11 protein-coding genes and 1 tRNA gene are annotated in these 17230 nt (G+C 47.5%); 4 read left to right on the top strand and 8 right to left on the bottom strand.

The genetic code is table 11. The annotated features are described in order from the left end of the window. Window positions 1–26: 26 nt before the first annotated feature. Window positions 27–428: a YciI family protein gene (locus BC792_RS12985; RefSeq protein ID WP_246155052.1), complete on the bottom strand. Its 402-nt coding sequence runs from the start codon at window positions 426–428 to the stop codon at window positions 27–29. Window positions 429–808: 380 nt separating this feature from the next. Here BC792_RS12985 and katG point away from each other — a divergent pair, with 380 nt between their 5' ends. Next, the gene (gene katG / locus BC792_RS12980) at window positions 809–3112 is read left to right on the top strand and encodes a catalase/peroxidase HPI (RefSeq protein ID WP_148909448.1); all 2304 of its coding nucleotides are present in this window, start codon (window positions 809–811) and stop codon (window positions 3110–3112) included. A 199-nt stretch (window positions 3113–3311) separates the two neighbouring features. Here katG and BC792_RS12975 read toward each other — a convergent pair whose 3' ends face one another. From BC792_RS12975 to BC792_RS12960, 4 genes are all read right to left on the bottom strand, one after another. Continuing rightward, window positions 3312–4556 carry an RNA polymerase sigma factor gene (locus tag BC792_RS12975; protein ID WP_148909447.1) on the bottom strand — a complete coding sequence of 415 codons (1245 nt, stop codon included), beginning with the start codon at window positions 4554–4556 and terminating at the stop codon, window positions 3312–3314. Between the two features lie 4 nt (window positions 4557–4560). After that, window positions 4561–4908, bottom strand: a complete 348-nt coding sequence (locus BC792_RS12970) for a YciI family protein (RefSeq protein ID WP_148909446.1) — start codon at window positions 4906–4908, stop codon at window positions 4561–4563. Window positions 4909–5209: 301 nt separating this feature from the next. Beyond that, window positions 5210–7633 (bottom strand): TonB-dependent receptor, encoded by a 2424-nt coding sequence (locus BC792_RS12965; RefSeq protein WP_148909445.1) that lies wholly within the window; start codon window positions 7631–7633, stop codon window positions 5210–5212. A gap of 573 nt (window positions 7634–8206) precedes the next feature. Next, window positions 8207–9385 carry a TlpA disulfide reductase family protein gene (locus BC792_RS12960; RefSeq protein WP_148909444.1) on the bottom strand — a complete coding sequence of 393 codons (1179 nt, stop codon included), beginning with the start codon at window positions 9383–9385 and terminating at the stop codon, window positions 8207–8209. 510 nt (window positions 9386–9895) lie between these two features. On the opposite strand from BC792_RS12960, the gene BC792_RS12955 reads away from it, so the two are divergent. After that, complete coding sequence (locus BC792_RS12955) at window positions 9896–10678, top strand: NIPSNAP family protein (protein ID WP_148909443.1); 783 nt, start codon at window positions 9896–9898, stop codon at window positions 10676–10678. Window positions 10679–11259: 581 nt separating this feature from the next. Here BC792_RS12955 and BC792_RS12950 read toward each other — a convergent pair. Beyond that, window positions 11260–11334, bottom strand: a tRNA-Glu gene (locus BC792_RS12950). 97 nt (window positions 11335–11431) lie between these two features. Beyond that, window positions 11432–12706, bottom strand: coding sequence for a phosphoribosylamine--glycine ligase (gene purD, locus BC792_RS12945; protein ID WP_148909442.1), 1275 nt, complete (start codon window positions 12704–12706; stop codon window positions 11432–11434). Between the two features lie 290 nt (window positions 12707–12996). Here purD and BC792_RS12940 point away from each other — a divergent pair, with 290 nt between their 5' ends. After that, on the top strand, window positions 12997–15639 hold the full coding sequence (locus tag BC792_RS12940; protein WP_170250031.1) for a TonB-dependent receptor plug domain-containing protein: 2643 nt from the start codon (window positions 12997–12999) through the stop codon (window positions 15637–15639). A 203-nt stretch (window positions 15640–15842) separates the two neighbouring features. Here the strand turns inward: BC792_RS12940 and BC792_RS12935 are convergent, their stop codons facing one another. Then, entirely contained in the window at window positions 15843–16367 is a 525-nt protein-coding gene (locus tag BC792_RS12935) for an ExbD/TolR family protein (protein ID WP_148909440.1), read from the bottom strand. Window positions 16368–16456: 89 nt separating this feature from the next. Between BC792_RS12935 and BC792_RS12930 the strand changes: the two genes are divergently transcribed. Beyond that, complete coding sequence (locus tag BC792_RS12930) at window positions 16457–17227, top strand: enoyl-CoA hydratase/isomerase family protein (protein WP_148909439.1); 771 nt, start codon at window positions 16457–16459, stop codon at window positions 17225–17227. The last annotated feature ends 3 nt before the right edge of the window (window positions 17228–17230 follow it).

Here is a 17230-nt window from a genome sequence, read left to right as displayed (position 1 = left end):
AGACGTCGCTATTAACGCCCGCCGTCTCAGCTATAAACCATTATGGGCCGCACCTCGACCGTACCTCCCTGATCAATAGCCGGACAGCCATGTGCCAAGGTCGTCGCTTCATCCAGGCTGGCCGCTTTAATCCGTAAAAACCCGCCCAGCATCTCGCGCACCTCCACGAATGGTCCGTCCGTAACCACCCCGCCGTTCTTCAGCACCTTCCCCACGGGTTCTAGCCGCGGACCAGCACTGACCACCTTGCCCTGCGCCGCGATACCGCCTACCCAATTTTCCCATTTTTTGCTGAGGGCTTTCATTCCCTCTTCACTTACCGTGTCTTCGCCTGCCTGCTGCGGCAATCGAAAAAGTAACATAAATTCCTTCATTTTGCTTTCGTTATCATTTATGGTATAATGCGCGAGATCCGCTAGATTGGACATGTTGATCGTTTTTTGAAAATCCTATTTTTTTTGGTTTATCCCTGCAAAAGGAATGAGTCCAACCGCGTATTCTTCAGCCCAGTTCTTCCCCGCCGTAAACCAGCAACGCGTTCTACGTTCCTAAAAAAGTACCTTTAAAGATAATACTTCTTAGGGTATATTCCCGAGTTATGTTTTGTGTCATTCATGATCCTATAGACATTTATCTGCTCCAGACGTTTTTCCCTGACTCTTTCCTACACCGTTTCCCCTGCTACTGAGTAAATTACCCTTTACAAATAAAATTTAGTTATACGATATAAAACATATCAATATTGGCTATTATCAAAATTAAATTTCAGTTTATATACCTTTGGAGATCAAAAATTTTAAAAATTAGCATGAAGAGATTTTTTACTTCTATTGGTTTACTTACATTCATGGGCGCTGCTGCTCAGGCTCCGAATGCAGGAGGCAGTCTTGCGGATTGTCCCTATCTTAATGGTAGCATGGGAAGCTCCAGTGAGGTTACCACACATTTTTACCAAAGACGCGGTGCGAACACCGACCAGGACTGGTGGCCCAACCGGCTCAACCTGAATGTGCTGCGCCAAAATTCCACTCTATCTTCGCCGATGGACGAAGCCTTTGACTATGCTGACGCTTTTAACAGATTAGATCTGGCAGCGATAAAAAAAGATATTAACGGCATACTTACGGAGTCGCAGGACTGGTGGCCGGCAGACTTCGGAAATTATGGACCTTTCTTCATCCGGATGGCATGGCATAGCGCCGGCACGTACCGCGTAGGAGACGGACGTGGGGGAACCCGCATGGGAATGCAGCGGTTTGCCCCGCAAAACTCATGGCCGGATAACGGCGGTCTTGACAAAGCCCGTCGTCTGCTATGGCCAGTCAAGCAGAAGTATGGCAATAAAATCTCATGGGCAGACCTGATGATCCTTGCCGGTAATGTTGCGCTGGAAAACATGGGTTTTAAAACGCTTGGTTTCGCAGGAGGAAGAGTCGATGTGTGGGAGCCCCAACAAGCCTACTGGGGGTCTGAAAAGCAATGGCTTGCTCACAGTACCGCAGAAAATAGCCGCTGGAGCGGGAACCGCGAGCTGGAACAGCCTCTGGCTGCCGCGGAGCTCGGACTGATTTACGTAAATCCGGAAGGCCCTGACGGAAAGCCGGACCCACTATTAGCGGCTAGAGATATCCGGGAGACCTTCGGCCGCATGGGGATGAACGATGCGGAGACAGTTGCGCTGATAGCTGGAGGACATTCCTTCGGAAAGACACATGGCGCCGGCGATGCGACGCTGGTAGGTCCTGCTCCGGAAGCCGCCCCAATAGAACAGCAGGGATTGGGTTGGAAAAGTTCGTATAAAACCGGGAAGGGAAAGGACGCCATTACGTCAGGACTGGAAGTAACCTGGACGACGACTCCTACGAAATGGAGCCATGACTTCTTTAAAAGCCTTTTCCATAACGAATGGGAGCTCACCAAGTCTCCGGCGGGCGCATACCAGTGGGTCGCCAAAGATCCTAAGACCATGGTTCCAGATGCTTTTGACGCAGAGAAGCAGCACAAACCCACCATGTTGACCACTGACCTGTCATTACGTTACGATCCCGCTTATGAGCGCATATCCCGCTACTTTATGGAGCATCCCGATCGCTTTGAGATCGCCTTCGCTCAGGCGTGGTTTAAACTGACCCACCGGGACATGGGACCCCGATCCACTTATTTAGGTCCCGAAATCCCCGCCCAGGAATTTATCTGGCAGGATCCTCTTCCTAAAGCCGCTGGGAATATCATTGAAAACAAAGATATTACAGGATTGAAAGAAGAAATCCTACGTTCCGGATTAAGTATTCGCGAGTTAGTTGCTACGGCCTGGGCTTCGGCTTCGACGTATAGACATTCTGACCGTCGTGGCGGCGCGAACGGCGGCCGTATTGCACTGGCACCACAACGGAACTGGGAAGTAAATAATCCCGCACAGCTGAACAAAGTTTTAGACCAATTAACCCGTATTCAACAACAGTTTAATGCGAAAGCAAAAAATGGAAAGCAGGTGTCATTAGCCGATCTTATCGTTCTGGGGGGTACCGCCGCCGTGGAGAAAGCCATCGAAAACGCCGGCTTTACCATCGAAGTTCCTTTTGCCCCAGGCCGGGTAGACGCAACACAGGAACAGACGGACGTTCATTCTTTTGCGCACCTCGAGCCCGTGGCTGACGGCTTCCGCAACTACCTCAACAAAGGCCGGGCATACATGAGTACCGAAGAATTATTGGTGGATAAAGCTGAGCTACTGACACTGACTGCCCCCGAGATGACCGTCCTGATCGGCGGACTTCGGGCGCTGAATGCGAACTACGATGGGTCAACCGCAGGCATACTATCTAAAACAAAAGATGTTTTAAACAATGATTTCTTTGTCAATCTGCTGCGCATGGACACGGAGTGGAGCCCAGCGGATACGTCCAACGAACTTTTTAACGGCATAGACCGCCAATCGGGCGCACTAAAATACACCGCGACCCGTGCTGATCTGATCTTCGGTTCGCATTCGGAAGTGCGGGCGCTGGCCGAGGTCTACGCCAGCGAAGATGCGAAAGAAAAATTTGTAAAAGATTTTGTCGCCGCTTGGGTGAAGGTCATGAACCTTGACCGCTTCGACCTCCAACAATAAATTGTAGGAAAAGCCTTCACAACTTACGCTAAGCTTAAAACAGCATCCGTAAGTCGTGGAGGTTTTTTTTCGCGAAGCGCCATCATCCATATCCTATGGCCGGTAGTATACCTACGTACAGATTGTACGATGCTGCGGTCTTCCTTTGAAAGATCGCTCCCCCTTTTATAACACCGCTCCGCTAGCGTCCTCGGGAGATTTATGGCCCGGATAGACGCCGCATTGCTTCAATCTGTCTTTCAATATAACGTCTATCTACGGCAGAAGCTGTTAGCGACCATGCCGCCTCATAAAATGTTAAAGCACGCGACTTATCGTCTCTTTGATGGAGAAAGGCCTTTGCCAGATAGAAGCTTAGCAGATTAGGGCCTCTGCATCGCAGCGCCAACGTGTCGAGTTCTTCTAAAAGGCCTACAGCGTCGATATAGCTTTGTGCAATAATACGGTTAAGTGTATACCCTACCGACTCTTTATCAAGCGCTTCGAGCTGCCGGTATAAGAAGACAATCCTGTGCCAGGGAGTGTCAATGAAGTTGGCGGCAGCGCAATGCAACGAGGATATCAGCGCCTGCAGATAATAACTGTCGGCATAGTCCGTCAGTTCGCGCGCTCGCCGAAGGTGGAAATACCCCTCAGCAATCAGCTCACGGCTCCACAGGGAACGGTCTTGTTCTTTCAGCGTTATCCAATTTTCACTCCCGTCCATCCGGGCCGGAAATCTGGCTGCGTGAAAGAACATGAGTGCCAAGAGCGCATGAAGCCTTCCATCTTTCTTCCTTTCGGCTATTAATAACGTCAGTTGCATCGCGTTATAGCAGCATTCAAGATCAACACCCACTGTTCTGCACGTTGTCTTATAACCTTCGTTGAACAATAAATAGAGGGTCTTGAGCAAAACAGGAATCTGCCGTTGCAACCCTGATCCTTGGTAGTCGTGGTCTGCCCGGAAGTTTTTGAGTGCCTCTTTGTTTCGAAAGATCGACTTCTTCACCGCTTCGACGTGCATTAACATACCGCCGGCAATTTCGGCATAGCTCATTCCACATAGGTAATGCAGTGTAAGCATAATACGCGTTCGCTGTGGGATATCCAAACCGCAGCAGAACAATAAAAGCGTCAGCTGGCTGTCGCCGATCTCTTTCTCCGAGACCTCGCTATCGCACACCTCGCCATACATCAAGACCGTCCTTCGCTCGAGGTCGCTCTTTGCTTTTTTTAGCGCATTCAGCATATTGTTTATGGCGACCCTCATCAGCCATGCCTCGGGACGATACGGAACGCCTCCCTTTCGCCAGGCGGAGAGCGCGGAAAGGAACGTATCCTGCACCACGTCCATTGCCATGTCGATATGCTCATAACCGTAGCGGCGGGTCAGCACGGAGACAAGCCTTCCTGCCTGCTGCCGGAAAAGAAGCCCGATCAGACGCTCAGCGTCCCCTCCCATGCTGTTAATCGTGAAAGCCCTCCACCACCGCAATTTCCCTTATTTCCAGCGATGCACCCCGGTCAAGATCTGGGCACCCCTTGGCTAGGGCTATCGCTTCTTCAATCGATGATGCCAGTAAAAAATAATAACCGCTGATACATTCCTTGGACTCAATAAATGGACCATCGCTCACCTGTTCTCCCCTGATAGATACGCCTTCTGCACTTAACGGGTTTCCATCCTTGAAGTGACCTCTCTGCACAAGCTGTTCAACCCAAGCGATGTGCTTCTCGATATCGGCATTCAGCTCTTCTTGTGATAATGTTCCGTAGTCCGCCCCTTCACGGATCAGCATAAGAAATTCTTTCATAATATTATTTTTTATTGGCTATGACAATGGAGAACTGCGATCGGGGACATTTTCTTTTATTTTTCTTTTAAGAGAAAACGCCGGGCTCTCCGGTATCGCCTGCAAGGCTACATCTCCTTTTGTCAATCGACAGATTCTGCCGGCACCCAAGAAAACCAGTCTTCAAACATCTATAATACTAATATACAGTCGCTTATTGTTTACTAATATAGCAAATAATTAGGATATAATCGGGTGAAATCGGACATGCGCGTGGTGCTCATTGTTCCGCTTGACCTCGTCGCTCGCCCGACATTAATCATCATAATCGTCCGCTCTCCTCCGTATTACTCTTCATGAGCGACCTCATTTTAAAAGACTTTCCTATATTGATATTATATGTTAGCGAAAGCGACAACACCCGTGTCTGCTGACGGTTGCCGATCAGAATTACATCGTTGTTGTAATAGCTCTTCGCGTCGAAGTTCGCCGTATAAAAGATATCGCTAATAGATGCCGCGGCTGTCAGGCGGTCATTGAAAAACCGCTTCCTTACGCCGAGATCTACATTGGAAATTGGCCGGGTAATTACGTTTCCTTGCAGGATGCGGGGTGTGTACATCGCACTTAAGCTTGCCGTCCAACCCTTAGGGAGTGTAAACTCGTGTTCACTTTGAAAGACAAACGTGTTGAGCTGCAAGTCAAACTCTGGAGCCACAGAGCTGCCCGAGGAAAGCAGCAGGTTATTTGAGGAACTCCACCACTTGACGAACTGTATGGGCGCACTGATGGTTACGGTGTAAACCTCCTGTTTACCGGTATTTTTCCGCCATGCCAATAACATATCCGACTCTGGATCCGTTTCGATGATCTGATAGATAACATCTTTAGTTTTGTTATAGCTGAAAGCTAGGTAATATTTTTGCCTGAAGAGGTACGCCAGTTCGCCGCCGTGCGTAATCTGGGGGCGGAGATGGGGATTGCCTGTCACAACAGAATAGTTATCTAAAAAATATCGATATGGATTTAATTCGTTGTAGGACGGCCTTTGAATGCGTCTGTTAGCTGAAAACGTCAGAACATGGCGGCCTTGCTGATCGAGAACACGCTGCAAATACAACGTAGGGAACAAATTGAAGTAATCGGAACCGATGATTGTGTCCTGTCCGTCGCCGGATACTTCACCCTGAATGGAGCTATTCTCTCCGCGTAGCCCCACATTAAACGTTGTGCCGTAGAGCTCGCCGCTCAAACTGACGAACCCTGCAGCAATCCGTTCTTTATAAAAATAGTCAAAACTTTGCATGTCGCTGATCCAATTACCATCCCGGAGGATATCATACGCATTCTGGTTATTAATGTCAGTATGTGATAATTTCGCACCGACCTGCATATCCCAGCTAGTGGTCCACTTTTTCTGATATCTGGCCTCGGCGGTCACAATCTGTGACATGCTCGGAAAGCGGAAAAGGAAAGAAGTATCCTGTAATAGCTGATCCTGTGCATCGAATGTCTCGCTGAATGTGCCGCTGCTCGGCCTTTTATCACTATTGGTGTAGTCTGCAACAACACGGAAGGTGGATCCCAAGGTGTCCGTTTTCCACGTGTAGTTTACGCCGACGTTATGGTAGTCGACCGGCCTGACCATGGGAAAATCGCCCGAAGAAACTGTATTCTGCTGAGGTTCAGGATAGGTGATCGTCGTATGCGAGACAAGGCTGTCCACCGACCGTGAAAAACGACCTGTATAGTCAATTGCCAACACATGGTCTTTAGTAATATCATAGATGCCCGAAAGACGGACGCGGTGGCTTTGCGTACGGTCTATGCTATTGTTCGCAGCAGTATATTGGCCCTGCTGGGACAGCACACGCGACTGGGACAGGTTTTCGAAGCTTTTATTGTCCGAAAAGGAATAATCAGCCGAGAGCGTCATCTTGCCGGAGTTGTAGCTAACGCCCGCAAACGGCCTATACGAAGGATAATGCCCCAGTCCTTTTGAATAATCATGACCGATACGCGCCTGTAGGCCACTTTCTCTGCGTTTTTTCATTACGATATTGATCAGCCCGCCCGATCCAGAGGCTTCGTATTCTGCAGGAGGCCTCGCAATGACTTCAATAGACTGTATATCTTCAGCCTTCAGGTTCCGCAGATAGTCTTTAAGGTCATCGCCGCTGATGTTCAGCATACGTCCATCGACCATCACCCGGCTTCCTGATACGCCGTTGATGGATATATTGCCCTGCATGACGAACACCCCGGGAACCATACTCAACAGCTCCATCGATGAACGTCCTGATGCAGACACCATGTTTTCGACGTTCATCACGAGTCGGTCCCGTTGGCGGGAAAGCACAGGTCGGCGGGCGGTGACCGTCACCTCTGCCAGAACATTGGGGTCCTGCTCTAATGTGATCACACCCAAATCGGTATTTTCCGAGACGGAAATGTCCTGCAGCTTTGTAATATAGCCTACCACGTCTATACTTAGTGTATAAAATCCTTGAGGGATATTCTGAAAGAAAAAGTTACCGGGCTCATCCGCAAATTTCGTTTGTACAACAGTCCCATTTCCATCTTTAATCGTTACTGTGGCGTAAGAAATCGGCGTTCCGTTACGATCAGACATCTTTCCCTGGACGTTAACAATATTCGATTGACCTGTTGCTCCTGTCGGTAAAAAGATAATAGCAATCAATAGTACGGTGCAAAATAAAAGAGGTTGGCGTAAATTTTTCTTCATAAAGTATTTGGTTGTTTAGTTATATTTTTTTTATTGCTATGCTACTATGCGCAATATACTGTCCTTTTCCTTTCGCATTTGGCTTGTATTAGCAGCCGGCTTACTGCTTCGTCATGAAGAAAGACCGCGTAACAACAACGGTTATAGCGACTCTCTTGACAGGAGAGCAAATAGGTGCCCTGGACGATTATTCAAGACTGTGTGTATCCAAAACAAGTAATTCAGTTGCATAGAAGGGGATAGGCTCTACGCGTTCTGTGGTGCTATGGTGGGTAGCGGCCACGCCCAGAAAGGGAAGCCGTTGTGAAAAATCGAATAGAATATAGCGCGCAATGGAGTCGTCGTCAATTACATTTTTTTTTATGCCGCTCTAAAATTAAAAACAAAAACTAAAAAGCAAAAATAATTTCATCAGATCATGAAATTATACACGCATACTTCGCTTGTCTAAAGCACGTCAAGTGCTTTTTTTGCTCCAATAGCGCAACGGCACGCCCCGCGTGTAGCTCAGGAAACACCCCTGAGGCATCCGCCACGGTGATGAGCCAAGCCGACTTTGGGCTTGAAGTCAACTTATTTAAGGATTACTTTCAATAGGTTGTTGAGTTGCACCTGGTCAAAGTCGCCGGCGTAAAGAATCTTATGATTTCCGTCGAGAAGGACAATTGTTGGGAACGCATCCACGCCGTAGTCTCTGGTAACGTTCCCATCGTAATCATAAACAGTTCTGAACTTGGGCTGGTTCTTCTTGTAAAAGCTGCAAATGTCACCTCTGCTGTCATAAGCGTTGACGCCAATTACCTGTAAATTTTTCCCGTGGTACTTTTCCAACAGGCCATTCAATTCTGAAACGGCAGAGATACAATATCCACAATTTTTAATCCAGAACTCAAGCAAAACCACCTTTCCCTTCAGACTACTCAACCGAAGGGTATCACAACCGTCAATAAAAGGCAGCAGCCAATCGGTCGCCTTTGTGTTCGGCTGAACCATCGCAAGCTTTTTCAGAGAAGAAGGTTGGTAGTCATCCAAATAGGTAGAATAATACCAGGAATGTTCATCTGGACTTTTACCAGTTTTTTCGGTATGCTTAAAAACGGTAAGCACGTAATCGTTCGGCTCCGCGTCATTGGTCTGAATGATCTGCAAAGGCATATGAGATGTTTTATCGACGACCAGCCTGTAGCTGATATTTCTTTTCAACGCAAGGCTGTTAAACCCACCAATATTACCTATCGTCATATTTTTCAAGACAAACGTTACCAAATAATGGTTCTTGCCGTTAATGGATGTATCCGCAAGCTTCTTTATAATGTCCTTATCAGAAATGACCATTGGCAACACCTGTCGGATAGAAACAATCGAATTTGCGAACAAAGACAGCGATTCGAAATCTCGGGGATCAGGTTTGCGATGAATCTCGATCGATTTTTCTTTTTTGTTTAAGTGGAAAGCTTCGGAACCGTTGTAGACCATTTTGTACTGCTCGTTCTCTAACTGAAACTTAAAACCTAACGTGCTGTCATTGCTTCTAAAATCCAAATACGTATGACCACTTGTCTCGCTGTGATAGTCTTCGGAAAAATAATTAATACTCCGATAATAACAATAGCTGATAGTTTCAAAACTGTTTAATTGATCAGACACCTTCTGCAAAACAGAGGTTGCGGTTTCAACCTCACCTTTTGCGTGTAGATTCACGCTGAAAATCGACACCAACAGGATGGTTGCTAATATGGAAGAATGTTTCATTGGTCGAATAATTCTCAGAAGGCCAATTTAAATTTGATACGCCCTTTTCCAAACCTAAATAAATAAACATTTATATGCAAGGAAATCGCGTCCAGATATAAAAACCTTGGGCTCGCATTCCTCTTCGGGGGATAGACTATCTCATGTCGGAACACAGGCCTTCGTCGCCCGCTAATGCGGCCATCGTCGTACCGTCGGCAATACGCGCTGTCCCACAGACGTGTTCCCATCCAAAGGGAGCGGATACCGCGTCATTTTGAGGAAGGATGGATAGGCGTAAAAATCTTGCACAAGCTATCGGGAAGACGGTAACGTTTTGCGGGTGCCCTTTGTTGGCCCTTCACCGCCGTATTGATGAAATACAACCATAATACGATAAATGATGGTTTGAAAGATGCTCGTCCTCATCCGGTGTAGATTAAGCGCTACGTCACAAAAAGTCTTTGTTCAAATTTATTATATGCGTATTATGGCTATATTTGCGTGTCTACCTTTAAACTTTACAGAATTATGGTCACAAATATAAATCCATTCATCCGTCCGCTCTTGATCGTCTTCTTCGCTATTAAAATGTTCGGAGAAACCGCCGTGGCGCAAGGGAAGCAGGAATATTTTCAGATAAGGGTTTATCACTACACCACGCTGCAACAAGAAAGAACGATTGACACTTATTTGGAGAGAGCATTCATTCCAGCGGCACATCGTCAGGGATTTGCAAACGTAGGTGTTTTTAAACCGATTGAACAGAAGGCTGAGAGGTTAATCTATGTACTACTTACATCGAAAAACCTTTTGAAACTGGTAAACTTAGATGCCCAGTTGAAGCGGGACAACGGCTACCTTAAAGAGGGAGAAAGCTACCTTCAGGCCGCGTATGACAATCCTCCGTTTGACCGAATAGAGACTATTCTTCTGAAAGCTTTTCGTGGGATGCCACAGGCAAAACTCCCCAAGTTGAGCGGAGGCCGCCACGAACGCGTATATGAGTTAAGAAGCTATGAAGGGGCCACCGAAAGATTGTCTGAGAATAAGATAGATATGTTCAACAATGGCGAGATAGACATTTTCGAAAAACTAAATTTTAATGCTGTCTTTTACGGCCAGGTTATAGCAGGGAGCACGATGCCGAATCTTATGTACATGACGACGTTTAATGATATGGCCGACAGAAATGAACACTGGAAGTCTTTCGGACCGCTGTATAAGCCCATGCACGATATGCCGGAATACCAAAACAACGTCTCCAAAAATGTTACGCTGCTGTTACGCCCCGTCGCATACTCGGACTACTGAGATATACCGTTCAATGTAGATAATAGCATAATTCCGTTCTTACTGTTTACGGGAGCTACAGAGGTTTCGTCTTCGCTGTCGGCAGAAGATGTTCTCCGCATTCCGACAAAACAGCGGAGGGCTAAGCTTTTCCGTGATGCCGCAACACCACCGTAGGACATAGTCGCCCCCTAGCGTAAATAGCGGAGGGTCGGACTCTGCGCGCACGACCGTCGAGCATCCTCAGCAGTCCTTGCTCTTCTTTTCTCAACCCCACTAACCGATAAGACAAAATGGCGAATAGGGCAAACGCATAAGGCGTCGGCCCCTTGTCCAATCTGGACTTCCGTAAACCGTACAAATCAAAAACGGCCGTCTAAATCGCACAAACGAGGACGCACCGTTGGATTTTTTTATTTTACGACTCTAACGCTTTAAAGATCTTTGCTTTATCCAGTTAGTCGAAACGCCCATTGATTCTGCTTTACCAATACTGTATCCGGATTGAGCTTGACCCAACTGGGATGGGCTTGTAGATGCTAAAAAACAAAATCCTGCAAACATTCGATCTGCAGGATTTTGGTATGTTTTGACGTTAAGTCTGGTAGCCCGTAGGGGAATCGAACCCCTGTTTCAAGAATGAAAATCTTGCGTCCTAACCCCTAGACGAACGGGCCATTTGCTTTTGGTGACGCAAATATAAGAGCTATATTCAAATCACCAAAATATTTTTTAAGCAGATTTTATAAATTACTGAATCTGAAAACATTATTTTTATATCAGATCGAAACCGATATCCTTTCTAAAATATTTACGTTCAAAGAATATGCGTCCGGCGTCTGCAGTAGCCTGTTGTAGGGCGTCAAAAAGGTTATCCTGTAGCGTGGTCACAGCGAGCACCCGCCCCCCTGCCGTAACAACTTTTCCGTCTACTTCTTTTGTGCCAGCATGAAACACGATAGAATCTTCTACGTTTTCCATGTTGGAAATTTCCTTTCCCGACTCGTAATCGCCCGGGTATCCTCCCGAGACCAAAACAACCGTGACGGCAGTTTTGGGGCTCACCGTATAAGTCCGGCTCTCCAGATCGCCTTTGGCTACCCCTTCCAATAAATCTACTAGATCCGACTCGATGCGAGGCAAAACCGACTCCGTTTCGGGGTCGCCCATACGTACATTGTACTCAATAACATAAGGCTCACCATCAACATTCATTAAGCCAATAAAGATAAAGCCCTTATAAGGAATCCCATCTTCTTTCAGTCCGCCGATCGTCGGCTTAATAATACGTTGTTCCACTTTGGCCAAAAATGCCTCGTCAGCAAACGGAACAGGAGAAATAGACCCCATACCGCCTGTATTCAGGCCGGTATCTCCTTCGCCGATCCGCTTATAATCCTTCGCAGACGGCAACACCTTATAAGCGCTGCCGTCTGTTAGCACGAAGACAGAAAGCTCGATTCCTTTTAAAAATTCTTCGATGACCACGACAGAACTCGCCTCTCCAAATTTCGCGTCGGCAATCATTGCTTTCAGCTCCGACTTCGCATCTTCTAATGTTTCACAGATCAACACCCCTTTGCCCGCAGCTAGCCCATCTGCTTTAAGGACGATAGGCAATTTCTGTGTTTCCAGATAAGCTAGCCCTTCTTCAAGATTCGATCGGTCAAAAGATCTATAAGATGCCGTGGGAATATTGTGCCGGGACATGAATTCTTTAGAGAAATCTTTGGATCCCTCCAGCTGTGCACCTTGCTGCTGCGGCCCGATGACAGGAATATGTTTTACATCTTCACGGGTTAGAAAATAATCATGAATACCTTTCACTAACGGTTCTTCCGGTCCCACCACAATCATATCGACGGCATTTGCCAAAGCAAAGGCCGCTATGCCTTCAAAGTCTGTCACCTTCAGGTTCACATTTTGACCATACTGGCTTGTGCCGGCATTGCCAGGAGCGATAAACAGCTGGCGCAAACGGGGGCTTTTAGATAATTTATATGCAAAGGCAGATTCTCTTCCGCCAGAACCGATAATTAAAATATTCATATATACTATTCTATTTACGTATTAAAGAGTTAACGACTTCCATCGAGCCAACGCGTACAGCCCGTTAGATGCCGTGGATATTCATAAAAAGATTTAATTGCGCAGACGTATTCACCAATTCTTACCGAAGAGCCCAATTATAAACAATATTCCGTCCTCCCCAGTCAGAAAGCAGTGTATTGTCTTAACAACTATGCCTGCAAAGATACCGATGTAAAACAATAATCTATAAAATTTCCTAACCTGTCTGCTTTTTTTTGTAAATTCAGGAAATTTTAACCGATATGATCTTGAACAGGTTTGTTTGGCTCCCCTTGCTTCTCCTACTTGGATCTTCAGCCATAGCGCAGGACATTCAGAGCCTACTAACAAAAATAAATGCTTATCACGATTCCCGTCCGATAGAAAAGATGCACCTTCATTTGGACAAGTACTCATACACCGCAGGCGAGACCATCTGGTTTAAAGCATACACTGTTGTCGGCGCGGAGAACTTACTATCCAACCTGAGCAACATCGCTTACGTCGATCTCGTCAGCCCAAAAGACGAAATTGTTGCAAACATAAAAATCCCCCTCGCCAGCGGCCTCGGGTTGGGGGATATCACGCTCGCAGATACCCTTATAGAGGGCACCTACCGCCTACGCGCTTACAACAACTGGATGCGCAACGACAGCTCCGCCTACTTTTTCCAGCAGAACATACTGGTTAGCAACGGACGCTTGGACAATGTACAGACACAGTCCCAGATAAGTGGAGACAACTATGTTGTTCTCCTGCGCGACCTGCAAGGTACGCCGCTGACGGAAAAAGCTGTGCGCTACGCGATCTCCAAGGACGGAAAGGTCCTAAAACGGGGACGCCTAAATTCAGGCGCTGACGGACGGCTCGAAATCCCATTAAAGGATGAGTATACCCAAGCCAAGCTCTCTATTCAATTTGAGAACCAAGCACAGGTTCCGGTAGAAAAAATATTCAAAATACCAGCGGTCGGCGCACGTCCCAACAGCGTCCAGTTTTTTCCTGAAGGGGGACACCTGTTAGCAGGTACATTAAACAAAGTCGCCATCAAAACATTACAGCCAAACGGACTTGGCATCGCGGCAAAAACATATATCCTCACTTCCGGAGGAGACACTGCCGCCATTATTAAAACAAATAAACTCGGAATGGGTGCCTCTCACCTTTTCATAGATCCTAAGGAATCGTTCACAACGGCAACCTATTTCGAAGACGGCACAAGCGTGCAGACGTCTCTTCCGCCGATAGAAACATCGGGGTACAATATTCAAGTTAATAACGGCAATGTCAACAGGCTTTTTGCACAGGTGAACATGAGTTCCGACAAGCAAAATGGGAAAGACATCTATCTCGTTGTCCATCACTTAGGCCGTACCTACTACGTGTCGAAGCAGGCCGCTTCAAAAGCAGAGCTTACCTTCTCTGTCCCGAAGGAAGAGCTGCCCTCGGGGGTGCTGACCATAAGCGTGCTCAACCATGATTTGGTTCCCCTGATGGAGCGTCCCGTATTTATCTTTCAGACGGCACGGGAACTTCCTCTTGCCGTCGCCCTGAGTGCCCCGTCCACAGGCACACGGAAGCACGTTACGGTATCGCTGGAGAGCGGAAACCCGTCCGATAGCGTCCGTAACGCGGTATTATCAGCTTCAGTAATCAACGCATCAAAAATACGGGACAGCATTCAACTGATGCCGAACATCTTAACCTCATTATTACTGAGTGCCGACCTCAACGGGTATATCGAAAACCCAGGGTATTATTTCGATGGAGACTTCAAGTCCAACGAAGTCGATCACTTGCTGCTCACTCATGGCTGGCGAAAGATAGATCTGGCATCAGCGCTCACGCCCGGCGAGCCCGCGTTCCTCCCCGAGAAGAGCATCAGCATCAGAGGTCAGGCTCGGAAACTTGGCCGGAAGGCGCCTGCCGCCGGAGCGAAGATGACGCTGATTTCTTCCAAAAACTTTATGGACTTTATCGACACCGTAGCCAACGACGAAGGCTATTTCGAGTTCGATCAGCTGTTTTTTCCCGACAGCGTTAAGTTTCTCATTACTGCGAAGGACGACAAGGGCAAAAATAACATCGATATCATCGTTCCAAAAGCAGAGGAAACGCCCGCCGGTCCGAATAGAAATGCGCCCGACGAGAAGAACGATATCAATGCAAAATTTCTAGACGATATCCTGCAGAGCAAACAGTTTTTTGCCGGGCTGGAGGCGCAGGGGCTTATGGAAAAGACGATCGCTATACAGGAAGTGGTCGTGACAGCCCGTAGCTCAAAGAAAAAGGCTTCCGAGAATTCCGCCAATCTCAATGGCCCAGGCAATGCCGACCAAGTACTCACGGCAGAAGATCTGGAAACCTGTCCCACGTTAGAGATGTGTCTCAACGGCCGCCTGCTGGGCGTTATGTTCCGCAACGGAAGGCCCTACACCACACGTGGCGGCGGGGAGATGCAGGTCGTTCTGGACGGGATGTACATAGAGGGCGATCAACTGTCCATGATCAATCCTGTCGATATCCAAAGTATTGAAGTCCTACGAAACGTCGGCTATACAGCCATCTACGGCTCGTACGGAGGGAATGGACTTATCATCATCACCTCGAAAACCGGAAGGGACGCCATACAGAGTTACACACCGAAAGGTATTGTGACGGTTCAGCCCAAAGGGTTTAACCTCAATCGAACATTCTACAAGCCGGTTTACGAAATAAACTCCGAAAATCAGCTGCAGCGCGATCTAAGAACAACGATACATTGGGAGCCTAACATCGTAACCAACAGCGAAGGGAAGGCGACTTTTGACTTTTATACGTCCGACGAAAAGGGCACTTATCTGATTATACTGGAAGGGCTGGATTTACAGGGCCGGCTGATTAGAAAGACAATACCTCTTGAGGTACGCTAATTTTTAACGAAGATCAATAACGTCGCATAGAACTGGCTCAGAGGCATGACTACCGACTGGTCCAGGCACCGGTCGCATCCCCAGCAGATGAGCGGTAGAACAATGGCGCTACCTTCTCTGCTTATTCCATAAACATAGAGACAGCGCCACGAAATACGAGGAATAGTCGCACAATGGCGGTACGATTCTCGCCGGCATGAAGACTATAACATCTCTTTGTCTATATCATTAGCTTTCGTAATCATAAAACGGCCGATCCCCGCTTTTTTAACAGCGTCGACAGCATCAACGAGATTACGTGTTACAGAAGCGTCGCTCGGCTTGATAAGAACAAATATCTCCTGTCCGCCGGTACTCTTTGCCACTGCTTCTTTCATGGACACCAGCAGCTGCTCTATTCCAGGCTTTCCATAGGTGATGTTCCCTGGGCCTGTCTTTGGCGAATCGGATGTTCCCAGATAATACACGACTTCATTATTCCCGCCCAAAAGCAGGCTTAGTGTGCGGTCTTCGCTCAAGAGGACCGGTGGCGACAGGATGCTCTTATCCGGCATGGCCACGTCCAGCTGATTCGGCGTACTTAGCGATGTCGTGAGCATAAAGAACGTTATCAGCAGGAACGCCAGATCTACCATTGCTGTCAAGTCTACCTGGGGTACAGTGCTTCTTCGTATACCCCGACGTTGCTTCGTCCCTCCTTTACTTTGGTTGTTGATTAATTCGGCCATAGGACATCTTTTTTTAGAAGTTCGACATTGGATATTTATAATGTTGATGTTTTTTTACGTATTTTTCCATAAACTATGATAAGACGGTTATGAGCGAATTTATAAGAACACAGACAGTAGACCACATCGCTTCTATAGGGCTCGACCGGGGCAAGTCGAACGCAATGCATCTAGAGATGGTCCAAGAGCTTTGCACTGAACTTGGGCGAGCCAAGGATGACCCGTCGGTTGAAGCCGTCATCATCCATGGTAAAGAAGGGTTCTTTTCTTCGGGGTTGGACCTAATTTCACTATACGATTATGATGCCGACAAAATGAGGCGGTTTTGGGAAGCCTTTATGGAGCTCATTTATACGCTAGCCTCCCTACCGAAGCCGACGATCGCTTCCATCACAGGACACAGCCCTGCCGGAGGCTGCGTGCTGGCCATCTGCTGCGACTATCGCATTATGGCCGATGGCGACTATATCATCGGCCTAAACGAGGTTCCCGTCGGGATTACCGTCCCATCGAGCATCTTCGAGCTTTACAGCTTCTGGTTAGGAGAGGCCACCGCCTACCGGAATCTATTGGAAGGTAAACTATACCAGCCTTCCGAAGCCTTAACCTCGGGGCTCATTGACGAAGCTGTACCTTTAGAACGTATTCAGACAGCCGCGTCGCGGAAAGCAAAAAGCTGGACGCAATTCGACCGGCATGCCTGGGGAACCACCAAGCTAAACTTACGGAGCGCCCTGCTTCAAAAAATCAGGGATAATAAAACACAAGCGATAACGCAGGTTTTAGAACAGTGGTGGAGGCCGTCTACGCGGCAGATCCTAAAAACTATAATTGACAATCTAACCAAAAAGAAGGAGTAGACT

The organism is Sphingobacterium allocomposti (assembly GCF_008124885.1).
Classification (GTDB): Bacteria; Bacteroidota; Bacteroidia; order Sphingobacteriales; family Sphingobacteriaceae; genus Sphingobacterium; species Sphingobacterium allocomposti.
The sequence above is the reverse complement of the archived record's forward strand: the minus strand, read 5'-3'. Positions and strand labels throughout refer to the sequence as shown.